14 protein-coding genes and 1 pseudogene are annotated in these 15,552 nt (G+C 35.0%); 10 read left to right on the forward strand and 5 right to left on the reverse strand.

The window, feature by feature from the left end; all coding sequences use genetic code 11:
• The first annotated feature begins 1 nt into the window (after nucleotide 1).
• The 6 genes and pseudogenes from IQ10_RS01530 (at nucleotide 2) to IQ10_RS01555 (ending at nucleotide 8,777) form a co-directional block, all read left to right on the forward strand.
• The gene (locus IQ10_RS01530) at nucleotides 2–772 is read left to right on the forward strand and encodes a DUF6063 family protein (protein WP_144448715.1); all 771 of its coding nucleotides are present in this window, start codon (nucleotides 2–4) and stop codon (nucleotides 770–772) included.
• Nucleotides 759–5,123 carry a coiled-coil domain-containing protein gene (locus IQ10_RS01535; RefSeq protein ID WP_144448716.1) on the forward strand — a complete coding sequence of 1,455 codons (4,365 nt, stop codon included), beginning with the start codon at nucleotides 759–761 and terminating at the stop codon, nucleotides 5,121–5,123. The genes IQ10_RS01530 and IQ10_RS01535 overlap by 14 nt, the downstream gene beginning before the upstream one ends.
• Nucleotides 5,124–5,301: 178 nt before the next feature.
• Nucleotides 5,302–6,357 carry a phospholipase D-like domain-containing protein gene (locus tag IQ10_RS01540; protein ID WP_144448717.1) on the forward strand — a complete coding sequence of 352 codons (1,056 nt, stop codon included), beginning with the start codon at nucleotides 5,302–5,304 and terminating at the stop codon, nucleotides 6,355–6,357.
• A 74-nt stretch (nucleotides 6,358–6,431) separates the two neighbouring features.
• Nucleotides 6,432–7,793 carry a hypothetical protein gene (locus IQ10_RS01545; protein ID WP_144448718.1) on the forward strand — a complete coding sequence of 454 codons (1,362 nt, stop codon included), beginning with the start codon at nucleotides 6,432–6,434 and terminating at the stop codon, nucleotides 7,791–7,793.
• A 222-nt stretch (nucleotides 7,794–8,015) separates the two neighbouring features.
• Nucleotides 8,016–8,442: pseudogene (locus IQ10_RS01550) on the forward strand (ATP-binding protein); the annotation flags it as partial.
• Between the two features lie 89 nt (nucleotides 8,443–8,531).
• On the forward strand, nucleotides 8,532–8,777 hold the full coding sequence (locus IQ10_RS01555) for a hypothetical protein (RefSeq protein ID WP_144448719.1): 246 nt from the start codon (nucleotides 8,532–8,534) through the stop codon (nucleotides 8,775–8,777).
• 311 nt (nucleotides 8,778–9,088) lie between these two features.
• Here the strand turns inward: IQ10_RS01555 and IQ10_RS01560 are convergent, their stop codons facing one another.
• Together IQ10_RS01560 and IQ10_RS01565 are read right to left on the reverse strand one after the other, a co-directional pair.
• Entirely contained in the window at nucleotides 9,089–9,580 is a 492-nt protein-coding gene (locus IQ10_RS01560) for a competence protein ComK (protein ID WP_144448720.1), read from the reverse strand.
• A 157-nt stretch (nucleotides 9,581–9,737) separates the two neighbouring features.
• Nucleotides 9,738–10,028 carry a helix-turn-helix domain-containing protein gene (locus tag IQ10_RS01565; protein ID WP_199757366.1) on the reverse strand — a complete coding sequence of 97 codons (291 nt, stop codon included), beginning with the start codon at nucleotides 10,026–10,028 and terminating at the stop codon, nucleotides 9,738–9,740.
• An 877-nt stretch (nucleotides 10,029–10,905) separates the two neighbouring features.
• Here IQ10_RS01565 and IQ10_RS01570 point away from each other — a divergent pair.
• Together IQ10_RS01570 and IQ10_RS01575 are read left to right on the forward strand one after the other, a co-directional pair.
• Nucleotides 10,906–12,054, forward strand: a complete 1,149-nt coding sequence (locus tag IQ10_RS01570) for a substrate-binding domain-containing protein (protein WP_144448721.1) — start codon at nucleotides 10,906–10,908, stop codon at nucleotides 12,052–12,054.
• A gap of 35 nt (nucleotides 12,055–12,089) precedes the next feature.
• Nucleotides 12,090–12,731, forward strand: a complete 642-nt coding sequence (locus tag IQ10_RS01575; protein WP_144448722.1) for an SGNH/GDSL hydrolase family protein — start codon at nucleotides 12,090–12,092, stop codon at nucleotides 12,729–12,731.
• Nucleotides 12,732–12,760: 29 nt separating this feature from the next.
• Here the strand turns inward: IQ10_RS01575 and IQ10_RS18505 are convergent, their stop codons facing one another.
• The gene (locus IQ10_RS18505) at nucleotides 12,761–12,895 is read right to left on the reverse strand and encodes a hypothetical protein (RefSeq protein WP_277877923.1); all 135 of its coding nucleotides are present in this window, start codon (nucleotides 12,893–12,895) and stop codon (nucleotides 12,761–12,763) included.
• Nucleotides 12,896–12,943: 48 nt separating this feature from the next.
• On the reverse strand, nucleotides 12,944–13,483 hold the full coding sequence (locus IQ10_RS01580; protein ID WP_144448723.1) for a CBO0543 family protein: 540 nt from the start codon (nucleotides 13,481–13,483) through the stop codon (nucleotides 12,944–12,946).
• Nucleotides 13,484–13,634: 151 nt separating this feature from the next.
• Between IQ10_RS01580 and IQ10_RS01585 the strand changes: the two genes are divergently transcribed.
• Nucleotides 13,635–13,826: a hypothetical protein gene (locus IQ10_RS01585; RefSeq protein WP_144448724.1), complete on the forward strand. Its 192-nt coding sequence runs from the start codon at nucleotides 13,635–13,637 to the stop codon at nucleotides 13,824–13,826.
• Nucleotides 13,827–13,900: 74 nt separating this feature from the next.
• Here the strand turns inward: IQ10_RS01585 and IQ10_RS17905 are convergent, their stop codons facing one another.
• The gene (locus IQ10_RS17905; protein WP_158639959.1) at nucleotides 13,901–14,062 is read right to left on the reverse strand and encodes a hypothetical protein; all 162 of its coding nucleotides are present in this window, start codon (nucleotides 14,060–14,062) and stop codon (nucleotides 13,901–13,903) included.
• A 720-nt stretch (nucleotides 14,063–14,782) separates the two neighbouring features.
• Between IQ10_RS17905 and IQ10_RS01595 the strand changes: the two genes are divergently transcribed.
• Nucleotides 14,783–15,544, forward strand: coding sequence for an IclR family transcriptional regulator (locus tag IQ10_RS01595; protein ID WP_144448725.1), 762 nt, complete (start codon nucleotides 14,783–14,785; stop codon nucleotides 15,542–15,544).
• Nucleotides 15,545–15,552: the final 8 nt, after the last annotated feature.

The raw sequence follows: 15,552 nt of genomic DNA on the forward strand, positions 1-15,552 counted from the left end.
TATGAACTATGAAGAAGGAGTATTTAGTGAAGCGTTTATTCTATATCAAGCGCTGATTAAATACAAAAAGATCGATAAGAAAAGATACCCGGAAATTTATCGTTCGTATTTTTCACCAAAGGTCAGAGAAGTAATTCAAAATGTTATTCAACCTGATGCTAAAGTGAGAATTTTTCATATAGATGAAACTATATATTTAGTTCCTGAATTTGATAACGAAGTGATCACTTATACAAACGAAGAACTTCGAGATGCAATGAAATTAAGCACGAATAAAGAACTGTATATGGCTCAATTTGTATGGATAAATGTCCTAAGTGAATTTTATGGCGATCAGTTTCAATATACAAATGAACCTAGAACTTATGTCAAAGTAGAAGAAATTTTAAGAAATGTTGAAGAGTATGTAATGCAGTTTAAAGAAATAGATGAGGAAGAGCTAGCCGATTTGGCAATAAATTATGATATGGATTTGGAGGGGATGATTGAAGTTTGGGGTGGACTACGTGCAATGACTGAGGACTTAACTAATTTTCGACTTGCCACAAAACGAGATTATGGTTTTCTGTTAAAGGTACTGGGCTTTTGGGAAAATGAAAAATTATTAATTATCCACAACAATGAAGAAATTGTATTAACAGAAAAAACGAAAAATATCGCAGCTCATTATTACCATCATGAAGAAAGAATAAATCGTATAAAGGAGCTACTAAATTCGGTTGAAGGTTTAGTAACGGCAAAGGCTAGGGGTGAATTGAATGCCAAGGATTAATCGATTCCGTGTGTCGAATGTTAAATTAGATGGGGGAAAGAAAATTATTGGAGATAAGATATGGGAGCCCAATGGTCTAAGCACTCTTTTCTTATTGGAAAACGGTGGTGGAAAGACGAGTGTGATTCAACTTCTTCACCAAGTTATTCTTCCTAATCACGACATCCAAGGAAGAAAGTTAAAAAGTATAGTCCCAAAAGGAAATACGATTAATGTTGCAGTTGAATGGATTCCTGACAATAATAGTCAACCGATGTTTATTACAGGTTTTAGTTTTCATAATTACGGAGTAAAACAAGGGAAATCGAATACAACATATGATTATTTTAATTACATAGTTGAGCGAGATACAACGGAAACATTAACTCTTGAAACACTTCCATTTGTTGATAATGGAAAAATTGCACCGTACTCAACACTACACACTTTCTTAAAGGAAGACGTAAATACCCAAGTGTTTGCAAGTAATCATACATATCAAGACGCTCTTGAGCAATATGGAATTTTAGCATCTGAGTGGCGAAATATCTCTAAAGTAAATGGGGCTGAAGCGGGTGTTACAGCGTTTTTTGATAAAGCTGATAAGACACAAACGTTAATAGAGCGACTTTTAATTCCTGCATTCTTAGATAACCTATTTCCTAATGAAGAGGAAAAGAACGCTATTATTAATGCATTTAGAGTTTACAAAGATAGGTTGCTCGAATTGCCATTATTAGAAAAGAACCTAACTGATTTCGAAGTTGTAACGAAAAATGCAGACGGAATTATTGACGCTACTCAAAATTATATAAATATAAAAAATGAGCTTGAATCCACTCAAGTGTACTTAAGCAAGTTGTTTCATACAGTCCAAAATGAAAAAGAACAAAACCAAGATTTGATATTAAAAATAAGACAAGAACTATCTGAGATTGAAGAACTAAAGAAAAACTTGCAATGGAAGATAGAATCTTATAAAGTTCACCTCGCAAAACTTCAACTAAACGAAGCAACTCGGCTCTTTAACCAAGTGAGTTTAGAAAGAGATGAGTCACACAGTATTATTCAAAAATTAGAAATAAATGTAAAAGAACAAAAGGCGGCTAGTCATTTTGAAGACTATAAGGATTATCATAGAAAAGTGTTAGAGCTAGATGGAAAGCTCCATGCAGCTGGATTGGAAGTGGGGGAACAGCTGCAAGAACTAGAACAATCACGTAAACGTGTATCTGGGGGCTATAAGTTTCTACTTGAGCAACAAAAACAAAAAGAACTGATAGTTATTGAAAAGATAAAAAATTTAAAAAAGAATGCCAAAGAAGAAAGTCAGTTACTTAAGAAAGTGAAGGACTTAATCACAGAAGCAGAAGTGAAAAAGGGTCAATTAGAGGAATTTATAAATCAGTATGAGAAAGAGAGTGTTGAAGTTACTCAAGCTATAGGCGAATTTAAGAAAGAAACAATTGAGGATTCGTATAAAGCTGTCCAAGAACGAATAACAAACCTTAACGCAACCTTATTAGAAAGAAAATCAGTTGTGAAAGAACTTGAAGATAAATACTCATCACTGAATATAGAGGTAAATGAAAAAAAACATGAAAAAATTGATACACAAAGAAATAAAGAAGAGGCAGAGCAATCATTCGAGAAGTTTAGTAATGTTGAACACGAATTAAAAAATAATCTTAATAGGCTTTTGTCTATATATGCTAGAGAAAACTTATTCGAACAACAAGAACATATACGTAATAAACTGCACCGGAACAAAGAAGAATTAAATAAGGAAATTATTAGGCTGTCTGTAAAGATAGAGCAAGTGGAGCAAATTAAAAAGAGTATTGTGCAAGTAGGTTTTCACATCCATTCTGAAATTCAGTCAATTAAACAGTTTTTAGTATCAAAAGAGTTATACGTTTTATCTGGGATAGAATGGCTTTTACATTCTACCCTTCCACAGGAGAGGAAAGAAGAGATTGTAGAAAAAAATCCATTGTTGCCGTTCTCACTTTTAATTGAAGAAAGCGAAGTTAAAGAAGCAGCAAGGGCGCTATCCACCTTTAAGGAAGAATTGACGGTTCCACTTATTTTCATAAGCAAACAGGGATTAGAGGACGGATTAATAAAAGGGAATTTTATCGCTTTACTACAAAACATGTATGTATTCCATCAATTTAATGTCCGCTTTACAAAAGAAGATTGGGAAAGATGGGCAGTACAGATAGAAGAAGAATGTGTTTCCTACCAAGAACAACGAAAAGAACTACAGGTAAAAGAGCAAGAACTACAAGGCTTTGAAAATCAAATAAAACAATTCTGGTCTGAATACTCCTATGATTCACGACAAATGTACAGTTCAAAAATTGATACTCTTAATAAAAACATAAGTAATCTTCAAGAAGAAATACAGAAGTTGTTAGAAACCAGGGATCATACAGAAGAAGAAAAAGAGAAGAAGAAAATAGAATGTGAAACCCTACAAGGAAGTATTTCTGATACCGGAAAAATCCTCTACCGTGTCGAAGATTTTATTAAGCGCTACGTTAATATAGTTAAGAAGAGAGAAGAATTTGTAAAGATTAATAATGCATTAGAGAAATTAAAAGATATTGAGAATGATCATCAGACAGTAATTGATGATTATGAAAGAGAAAAAGAGAAAGAAAGTTCGGCTCTTAGGAATATTGAATCTAGAATTCAGGAATTCAAACGTGACTTTAAAGAATATGATTTTGAAGCCAATATAGAACCAGAGGAGTTAAGCTTTGAGGAGTATGAAAAAGAGAAATATCTTTTGAAAGAGTTAAATATGAAATATTCCTCTGAAAAGCAACAACTGGACGTATTTCGCAATAGTAAAAGTGAATATGAAGATTTAAAGGAAAAAGCAATAAATTTAATCGAAGAGTTGTCTTACTCCCTAGAGTTCTTTAAAAAAGGAAATGTCACTTTTCAGCCAGCACTTTTAGAACAATTTAAAGAAGAACTTAAAGAGAAAAGACAGATATATTCAGATATACAATCTAGCTATGAACAACTAAACGAGGCATTGATAAAAAAGAAAGAACGATATAGTACTGAAGAAGAAAGAATAATTGAAGTCTATGAAAATAACCCTTATGAGTACACTACGGACCATCAAAGTGAGTATCAGTTGTTGGTTCAAGAGAATAAAGCTATTGAAAGTAAAGAAGTGGCTAAACAAGAGGAAGAAAAAAACGCTCAACAACTTTCCTTCAAATATGAAAATACTTTGACAGAATTAAAAACTTACCAAGAGTTTTTGGTCACAGTCCCTGAAGATAATAAGCTATTAGCAGAAGGCCAATGGATAAAGGATAATCCAATGAAAGACTTTCATCGTATGAGAAAGACGTTTGATGAAAAGAGAGAAAACCTACGTGAACAGGATAGGTTAATAAGAGAAAACATCCAGGCTATGTATCTTGAGATTGAGCAAACTGGTAACCCACATTTATTAGGAATGAGTAGGGATTTCACCAATGTTCTAGAGTCTTCGAAAGGGAATTATGAAGTTATGATTGGAAACTTCTATTCTGTATTAAAAGCTATGGATAAGTTTAAGGAGAGCCTTGAACTCCAACGAGCTCAATCAGAAGAAGGCAGAGATGAATTAATAGAGATGATGTTTGAAAGAGGCGAACTGTTATATAAAAATACTTGTGAGCTACCTAAGTATTCTCAAATAGAAGAAAAAGGATTAAATATTTCCCTCTTTACAATTCGGTGGCCGAAGCATGATATTTTAGATTGCAAACATAAATTACGGATGTTTGTTGATGAGGTTTTAACTGAGTTGACAGAGTATCAAGAAAAGGGAGCTTCCCAAGAAGTACTGGATCAACTCTTCCAAGAAAAGGTTAATGATATAAATATCTTAAATTGTTATGCCGATATTGATCGCTGTGTACTAAAAGCATTAAAGCCAAGAAATGCCCAACTTGCTGAAATGAAAGAGTATTTCCTTTGGGATGAGGTGTCTGGCTGGAGTAACGGAGAAAAACACGCTTCTCGAATGGCAATGTTCATTACCTTAAATACCTTCATTCGAAAGAAGAGATTCTCTCAAGGTGAAACGTGGAAATTCCTGATTGCTGATAATCCATTTGGTGAAGCGAGTGCCGATCATGTTGTAAAACCGATGGTTGTGTTAGCAAGGAAAACCAACACACAATTATTTTGTTTAACAGGAATTGAAGATAAAAGGATTCAGATGGAGTTTGATACAGTGATTAGTAATCAATACGTCGAACAGCGTGGGAGGTTGTTCTTACACTCTGAGACTGAAACGAAAGAACAATTAGAGATGGATAGTTTGTTTTATTCTCAACAACTTAAACTTAATTTTTAATAGCGTAAGAAAAGGATTAGTTAGAAAACAACCCACCGATTGTTGAAATAGCTTCTCGGTGGTTCTTGTTTTTATTAATGTATACAATGTTATTAAATTAGTAGTATAGTAAAATTATGTAAAAAACTATCCTTGTGTAAGGTAACTAATAATTCATGAAAGGGGAAAGTCTAGCCTAATGGAGATCAGGCCTTTCTTTTCAAGACCAGGAAATACATGTGAGATTAGGGAAGCGTTATTTGAAGGTATAAAGGCAGCAAATGATAAGATCTATCTTTCTATGGCATATATAGATGACGAAGAAATTATTTCACAAATTATCGAAAGTAAAGTATCAGATAAAAGGGTTATATTGAATTTAGCTCATGTGAAGAACAATCTTGAAAACTATGAATCACATTTTAAGGGGCTTTTTGATAAAATAACAAAAGTGCTAGGTTCAGACGAGGGATACTATAGTACGATGCATCATAAATTTGTAATATTGGATAACTGTATTTGGGTTGGTTCGTATAATTTTACTAATGCAGCTAAAGAGCGGAACTGGGAAAACATGACTTGTATAAAAGGTTCAGATGAATTAGTCAAATCATATGAAGAAGAGTTTTATCATATGTGGAACACTGGAGCCTACTTAAGTTCGGAACTTAATAAAAAGATTTCATACAAAGCGGGTAAGTTATTTTGTAAAGATTGTACTGAAGAAATAAATGATGTAGTCAAGCATTTCCTAGTCGAGTTTAATGCTTTTGATTACAATATGGAAGGATTAGAAAGGTATACATTTATTTGCAACAGAGGTCATCTTTATCCTAATATAGTATGCAATAAGTGTAATTCTACATTTAGCAGAGAACAGATGTACTCGGTAGGATTTGCGGATCATTTTGGGGACGGGGAAGAAAGGTATTTTTGTCCAACCTGTTTTACAAAAATAAAGCAAGAAAAGGCTTTAACTGCTTTTCCTGTTCTCCCAGTAATGGAAGAATTAATAAAGGATGTCTTATCAGAGTCGTGTCAATCCTATAAAACAGTGTATTGTCTTATAAAAGGTTATGAAGGGGAAGAGATATTTCGAGGAGATGATATCGAGCTAGCCAAGTTTTTAGGATACTACCCCGGTGAGTTTAGAATAGGTACCAAAGTAAAGTTGGAACAAGATGAACTAAGAGTTACAAATACAAAAAACCATTTTAACAAAAATGAAAAAATAATTTCTATTTCTTTGGAGTAACCCTATATTTATGAAAAAGAAAGAGAGGGACTACTCAAATTATATAAAATACATTTCGCGCTAGGAGTATAATAATGGAAGAAAAAATAAAACAGTTAGTAGGTAATATTGATAGTCAGATTACTATAACATTTGATTATGATAACTATTATAATAATGTTAGTTTGACAAAGGAAAGTTGGAGAGTTAGTTTTCGGTTTGTTCTTGACGAAGATGATTTAGACCAAACTATTATGCTTCTTAGTGAATACATAAATAATTTATATGAAATTGAGGCCATTGTAGAAGAAGACAATGTAGAGATATGGTTTAAAAATGAAGAGCTAACTATTTTTCACGAAGAATGGCAAAATGAATATAATGTAACACTTGAAAAACATGATTTTCCAGTAGTTTATGAGATAGTGAAAAATTTTTTTACGTTGAAATATATTCCTGTTAAGGCTTGTTATAGAGAAGATTATTTTGAGGTATTAATTAATCACACTCAAATGGTATGGGGTGACGGTTTATCTCATATTTCTTTTACTGTCGAAGATGAAAATCGCTCACAAGACAGAATTTATTATGAAATTGGCCCTATTTCTAAAGAATTCTCAACAGTAATAGAAAATGAACAATCTTACAGGCATCTTGAAGTTGAGGACAATTTTACAACTTTAAAAATCTATAATATCAATAAAGTATCAAATATTCCCATTGAAAATGAGAATATCGAAGAAAAACAATTTTATTATGCAAGATGCATATTGTTTGATTTATCCTATAAATTTTCAGCGGAAATTACATTTGAGGAGCTACCAGAAGATGATGAGGATGAGGGCGATTATGAGCATATCACAGAAGAATTAAATGAAATAAAAGCACCCTATTTTAAAAAGGAATATGATTCGGATTTAATTGATTATTATCATAGGGCTCTAGAAATGTCAGATAGTGAATTTAAATATTTGGCCTACTATCAGGTGTTAGAATGTATATTTGATGAAGTGTACTTGCATGAAACTGTACAAGATGTAAAGCAAATAATGAACTCTAGTTGGTTCTCATCACATAAGGATAAAGATATTACAGAGATTATTGAGACAGTAGAAAAATATAATAAAGGAAAAAACGATAGAGAAAAATTGAAGTTAGTTCTAGAGAGATATTTTAAGGGAGAAGTCCATGACCAAGCTTTTATTTTAGCAAATAGAGATATTATTGAGATCTTAAAAAACGAACTTAAAAAGATTAATCAAGATAAAGACTTAAAGGATCTACAAAACTTATCCTCTATATTATATGATTTCAGATGCCAATGTACGCATTCTAATAGAACGTATCCTTTCAAAACTACTTTCAATAATACGAATGTTGAGCTAAAGCAGTACATCAACTTAATCAAAAAGGTTTCTGAAAAGGTAATTTTAAATTACAATTTAGCATCAAGATAAGCGGAAATGAATTTTTTTATAAAGTAATGGTGTTAACGCTTTACAGTTTAGACCAGAAACTCCTTATTGAGCTCATCACTTTAACCGGTGGAGGGCTTTTTTGCTATCTATCCTACATAGTATTCAAAATTACAAAAACATCATTATATAAAGATAAAAAATACGAAGTAGATACAATATCTAGTGTTTTTAAATAGATAAAATAACGTATATAGATTTTTTTCTATCTCGACTCTTGGGATTATATTCCTAGACGAAATGGCAGAATTCCCGAGAAAAACATTAGATATGTTAAGGCAGCCACTTGAAGCGGGGAAGGTTACCATCAGCCGTGCCCAATCAACGGTTACGTATCCTGCCTCTTTTATCCTCATGGCAGCCATGAATCCTTGTCCGTGTGGTTTTCTTGGTTCGAACAATCTTTATTGTACTTGTACGCCAAAACAAATCCAATCGTATCAAAGCAGAATTTCAGGCCCTGTCTATGATCGAATTGATATCCTGCTTTCTTTAGAGTCGGTCAATTTGGAGGAGCCTTCGCATACACGACAACCATCCGCAGAGTTTCGCTTCAGAGTGAGTAGAAAAAGCTCGGGAAAGGCAATATGAACGTTACCAAGAACACATTTCGAACGCCAAGGTTCCTTTTATACTGATTCGTTGATGAAGATATCATAACCATATATGATATAGTGTATGGAGCATAGTGTGAACATATATTCATTAGGAGGATTAAGGATGGTTCAATTCGGTTGGCAAAGAGGATCTGTAGAAGAAAGCTTGAGAACAGCAATAGAGGTAAAGTCCTTTGAAGAATTGTGTGCGCTTATAGCAAATAGTATGTCTCAAGTAGAAATTGGGTTTGTACAAAGTTATTTGACTATAGATTATTATGGATATGATGACAGGGTTTTAGAGGATGTATATATCGTCGCATTAGATAAATACGGCGTTTTAGGTTGGCTAAATGGAACGTTCGAGTGATCACTGAGTAAATGGCGCAAGTCTGATATTTAATAATGAAGCAATACATTCCATGATGATGAAGGCTTAGTTGCAGAGAACAAAGGATAGAACGTTCTTTTGTTGTCTTTCATAAAGTTCTTTCTACCCTTTTGTTCTCTTTGGAATTTTGTTGAAGGCGCTTACTTATTCAAGAGTAAGCTGCTTGTTTTCTAATAGAATGGTCGTGACTTCTTTTGGGAGTTGTGTTGAATACGCAACTGAATAAGGAAATAAGACAACCTATTCGTTTGATGATAGAACAATTGCGTCAGTTCGTTAAAAGCATCCTCTTACCCAAACATAGGTGGCTCATCATATCGATTCGTAAACCTCACGATGCAATAAGCGGTGCGGTGTATTTGTCTTTCCAGGGCATTATAAGAGACATCTACGGTGATTTCTTTGTAGTTTCTAAAGGTGATAATGGTTTGGTTGGGTGCTTTTGGGTTGGGTTTGATGGCCTTGATGTGGTGGTAGAAAATCCAGCTGCATTCCTGTAGTTTGGGTGAGTGGGTAGGGAAGGCGAAGATTTGCTCGAGTGGATGAATGGGAATGGGTACTTTGCTCTGTGCACCCGTTTGATAGGTAACGGCTACCCGCCTTCCGTCGTAAGTAGCTCCGCCTTCCAGACAGGCTTGTTCAATGAGTTGGATCGGTGTCTTTTTCACGTAGTATTTTTGGTTTCGTTCTTGAACGATTGTGTCGTAGTCCATATGATTGGCAGGGGATAGAGAAATCGTATCTTTGTTAATTTCGTAGGTATGTAGGATCGTTTTTGTCATGACGGAGACTCCTTTTGGGGTTATTTTCTTTTTTTAGAGCGTTTACAAAATGTTTAAGACTTAAGGGGCTAGGGGTGAAGGAGGCTGCTGCTCTTCCTATCAAATTGTTTATTTGCATATGTATTTAGTAGGATAAGACTTAGGGGAAAACCCATTCTTATTGCTCTTTTTCTCTAAGGAAGCGATAAATTTCGTCTTTTGCTTCTAAATAAAGGACTCTAGGATCTTTTACTCCGAGACCATAGCTAATCTTTAATAAGATAATGTATGACATCGTCACTTCACCTCGTTCAATCCTTCCAAGATGTGAACGGTCCATCTTAATTTCATGAGCCAATTCCTCAATTGTCATGTCTAGGTTTTGGCGTAAAGCTCTAATGTGACTACCAGTGTTTTTATTTAATAGCTTTTCTAGCTTTTTTTCTTCCTCTTTGTATTCTTTCTCCAAAATTCCACCTCCTTCTTAAACTATTATCTAGTCATTAGAAGGAAGTGATCGACGGATGATAAGCATCAAAAAGGATTATATTAGTAAATTTACAAAAAAAATTTTGAGCAAGAGAATGGCTGCTTATATTAGGGCGGGATTTCAATGTTTAGCTCTGAGATCGTTTGCTAGTGAGTTGATCTAAGGCCTTTTATCATCTGTCTTGCTTGAATCTGTGAGTATGGCGAAATAGCAGGAACAAGTGGTTAATGAGTAGAAGAATAGTCTAATAGGGAATTTTGGGATCTATACTAGATTGGAAGTGCATCAGTTATTTAGTTAAATTGTGATTTGAGAGGTGACGGTGGATTGGAGATTTAGATTGATTCATTATACTAAGCCATTACATACAAACCTTTGATCGTTTGCCTAAAACGATCAAAGGTCCATTGTTTACTTTAAAATACATCTGTTACTCCTCAAATAATATTATCGTGAAAAACATTTGAACTTTTTGGAATTTTGACTATAATCAATAGTAACTATATAAACAATAAATAGAACTTTCCTTATTTAATGTAAACGATTACAAGGTGATATCATTTATTATGAGATGGCTGGGGGAATTCGAGTATCAAAATGATTGTTTTCATTGATACATCGTAAATGTAGATTCTGTCATTCCAAATCTCAGGTTCATTTCACATCGTCAAAATGTAAACGTTTACATTTATGGAGTATCAAATTGTTTGATAGATTACGAACGAATGAAGGAGGGAGCTTTCCAATAAAATAAGGGTTTTCAAATTTGGAGGGTTTTTGACATTGCGGTGAGATTAAGAAAAACACATTAACAAAAAGAATTACATAACAGGTTACGATCCTAGGGGGAAATGACATGAAAAAAATGTATGCTGGATTATTCGTTTTTATTTTAATTCTCGTCTTATCGGCATGTGGCACTGAAGAAGCGTCACAGGCTTCCTCTGAACCAAAAACAAATAACTCTGAGGCTATTACGATCAATCAAGACATTCCAGATAATGAAGTGATTAGTACTGGGCCTTACGGGGAAAGTGCCATTTCAGCTAAGACGTTACAACTGACAGCAGAAGAAGTAGCAAAGATTAAAGAAGGAAATTTCACAGCGGCCATTTCTCTCCATTATGCAGGGAATGACTGGTCTAATGCTCAGGTGAAGGGGATCACGGAAACGTTTGAAAAGATGGGTATAGAAGTGATCTCTGTAACGGATGCGCAATTTAGACCTGAAAAGCAGGTAGCGGACATTGAAACGATCCTAGCTAGAAATCCAGATATCCTTGTTAGTTTTCCAGTTGATCCTGTCTCAATGGCTCCGTCCTATAAGCAAGCACTTGATGCGGGAGTGAAATTAGTCTTTATGGACAATCCTCCACAAGATTTTGTCGCTGGAGAAGATTATGTTAGTGTGGTGTCTGCTGATAACTATGGTAATGGTGTCGAAGCGGCACATCTTTTAGCTAAGTCACTAGGGGAAAAAGGGAAAATTGGGGTCTTATTTCTTGATATCGACTTCTTTGTAACGAATCAAAGAAAGGAAGCATTTGAAAAGACGATCAAAGAACAGTATCCAGATATCGAGATTGTGGCGAGTGCGGGAGTTGCAGATCCAAATGAGGCAGATGCAGTAGCTTCAGCTCTTTTGACAAGACATCCTGATTTAGATGGAATGTTTTCTGTATGGGACCTACTTGGAGATGGGGTCATGTCTGCAGCACGAACAGCAGGTAGAGAAGATTTAGCAATTTCGACTATTGATTTAGGGATAAATGCTGCGATTAGTATTGCCCAAGGTGGAATGACGAAAGGGTTAGGTGCTCAATTGCCATATGATCAGGGAGTGGCCGAAGCGATATTAGGTGGGTATTCATTATTAGGAAAAGAAGCTCCACCATATGTGGCTGTTCCTGCGATGAGTGTTACACAGGAAAATGTTCTGGAAGCTTGGGAAACGGTTTATCAAACAGAACCTCCAGTTGAACTGCAAGAAGCAGCTAAACAATAAACGATTTTAGGAATAAAGTGGGGAGGAATTTGACGATGAAAAATGTACTTTGTTATGGAGATTCCAATACATGGGGCTATAACGCGGAAACAACGGATCGATTTGCGGCAGATGTAAGATGGACAGGTGTGCTGAAGAAGATAGTAGGGGATGACTATTATATTATCGAAGAAGGTCTTAATGGAAGAACAACATTGTGGGATGATCCGTTCATGGAAAAAAGAAATGGAAGAGACTATCTCGCCCCGTGCTTAGAAACGCATCGCCCGCTTGATCTTGTCATTATTATGTTAGGGACGAACGATCTTAAGAGTATATTTGGCTATTCTGCTTATGATATTGCTGAAGGTGCTGGGGTACTAGCTGATATCGTATTAAAAAGCGGTTCTGGCTACAATGGTGGTACACCAAAAATTTTACTCATTTCTCCTATTCAAGTAGGAGAAGGAATTAAAGAGGCTGAATTCGCTGACATGTTTAACTTTGAAAAGAGCCTGACTACTTCAAAGGAATTTGCCAAACAGTTTAAACGTGTGGCAGAAAAATACGGCTGCGAATTTATGGATGCTGCCGAGTTCGCACAAGCAACTCCTTTAGATCAAATTCATTTAGACGCAGACGGACATCAGAAGCTAGGTGTGGCAATAGCGGAAAAAGTGAAGGAGATTCTTGGGTGAATCTAAAGGGATAACTCTTTTTCCATTCCTTAATTAAGAAATGATTGGTTGCAGAGAACAAAGGCTAGAACTTTCTTTTGGTGTAATTGAGAAAGTTCTTCAAAGCCTTCTGTTCTCTTTGGCATGTTGTTGAAAGCTTTTAATTGTTTAAGAGTTAATTGCATTAAACCCCTCCTCGTGTCCATTCCTCCTATGTGAATGTTAAGATGCTTTTATTTAGTTGGTCGACGTACGAATGGTCCATATAATAATTCCTTTCGTATAGGAATCTTAAATGTAATAAGCAAAAAAACAATAAATCCAAGAGACAAGACCGATGTGAAAATAGGCATTCTTGTGACTAAATAGCTAAATGTATACATTAAGACATAAATGATCGAGGACCACTTGAGATTCCAGCCATGATAAAAGGAAATGGCGTGGGCCTTTTTCAAACCAACGAATTCAAAAGTGAGAGAGATGAAAATCCACTTCATTAAATGAAATGCTTTTTTAAATAGTGATTGTGGCATATTTGATAAAAAGACCAAAATTAATAATGGCATGATGATGAATAAATGCAGCGCTCTTAATGTGTTTCGTTTCATGCGTTTATCTTTTAGATCCCAGAGTTTTTTCTCCTTAAAAAGATAGTAGTAGAGAGAATTGATAAAAACAACGTATACAATCCCCCACGCATGCTTTCGTATTTCCTTCCACGTTTGCGATTTAATATTTAAATAAATAAGAAACAAAATGAGTGCGATGTGCATACGAAGACCTCTTTGACTTATTTTTCTTATTTTCTTTCCTTTCCCGTGAAATATGCACTTCTTGAGAGATAACTGGTGAAAACAAAAATAGGAATAAAATGACCGTTTACATGTACACACTACAAAAAAATACGGAATAGGTGATGTCATGTTGAACCTCTTATCGACAATCGTAACCCATGCTATTGCTGCATTATTTACAATTACATGGATGAAAAAAAGTGAAAATAAACGAAATCGCACGTTATATATAGCTTTAATGGTAACTGGTTTTTTATGGTCACAGCTGCAAACGGAGTATTTAATATGGCGGATTAATCGGAAAATTGACAGAGTAGGGTGAATACCTCCTGAGTGAGCGGTTTATTAGCGGAATTAGGCCGTTTTTTATCCGAACGCTAGCATTATTCGGTCTAATTAGGTGGTAATTCGGTCTAATTCAGGCTTATTTCGGTCTAACTTGGAGATAATTCGGTCTAATCCACGCTTTATTCGGTCTAACTCAGACTTAATTCGGTCTAACTTAATATTAGATGATCTTCGACAAGTTGATTCTTTGATTGACATTGCTTCTTTCATTCTTCTACTTTCTATGTCAGATATTATTACTAATTTATTGAATGGATTAATGGACATGAAAGTGAGAGAAATACCTCGTCACAATCACAAGATGAAGAAGAGTAAGTAGGAATTGGCCACCAGTTATTGTAGCTGGTGGCTTGTTTTTTGGTTTTGGAGCGAGAATTGCGTGTTTTTTGGCTGAGTGAGGTGGTTTATTAGCGGAAAGAGACACGTTATTAGCCAAACACCAACATAATCTGGTCCAATAGGCTGTTTATTCGGTCTAATTAGGGAATAATTCGGTCTAACTCAGTCTTATTCGGTCTAACTCGAGCATAATTCGGTCTAACGCTTTATAAGTTGATTAGTAGCCCGTCACCACACCTCTGTTTACATTACGGTTCCAAGGCATGAAGTCGATCAGTTATGTCCAGCTGCACGTAAGCATTCAGTTTTCGTATTGCTTCTTCAGAAAAGGCACGTAAAGAGTTAGGCTGGGATCCGACATTTTCTGATCTCAACACAATTGTCACTCATGCGTAGAATTGGTATAAGAATCAACCGAAGTAACAGAGTTGTAAGATTTTCTGACAATATTTTATAGTGGCTTTATTTAAAATAGTTTGAACTTTATAAATAACTCTCTTATAATAAAGCTACTATAAATCCCGTTTTTCAGAATATTGTCTCAAATATAGGGATTAGTTCTTTTGAATAAGCGAAAAGGGAGCTTTGGAAATGAATTATTTAAATAAGACTGTTTTAAAAAGCTTAGAAATCTTACAGTATTTCAAAATGAAACCTCAGCTTTCTTTAAAGGAATTAGAGGAGCTGTCCCAGTTACCTAAAAGTACCTTACATAGAATTGTGTTGACGCTAGAGCATCAAGGCTTTTTAAAGCGTGATAGTGACGCTGCTAAGCCTCGATTTGAATTAGGGCTAACTTTATTAGAATTAGGAAATCTCGTTTCTAGTCATTTGGAAATTAGGAAGGTAGCTCTTCCATATATGGAAGAGCTAAGAAATAGTGTGAATGAGGCAGTAAATCTAGTGATAAGAGAGAAAGATGAAGCCATTTATATTGAAAAAGTTGATACCTCGCACCCTGTTAGAGTTTACACAAAGGTAGGGAGGAGTGCTCCGTTATATGCGGGGGCGTGCCCGAGGGTTTTGCTTTCCAATCTGTCTGATCAGGAGATTGAAGAGTATTTTTCCAATCTTGATCTTAAAAAAATTGGAAATGGCACGATTCAAGACAAAGAAGAATTATACAAAGCAATTGAGGAGTGCCGATTAAGTGGATTTACGGTTAGCTACGGTGAGCTTGAAACGGATTCTGCAGCAGTGGCTGTGCCAATAAGGGGTCATTCTGGGACTGTTATTGCTGGGTTAAGTATCGCAGGTCCGATCCAAAGATTTAATCAAGAAAATATTGAGCAATTTGTTCGTCAAGCAAAAGAGTGTGCCAATTCGATTTCGTCCCAAATGGGCTTTAGATAAATAGTTTT

Source organism: Halalkalibacter nanhaiisediminis (assembly GCF_007830185.1).
Taxonomy (GTDB): domain Bacteria; phylum Bacillota; class Bacilli; order Bacillales; family Bacillaceae_D; genus Halalkalibacter; species Halalkalibacter nanhaiisediminis.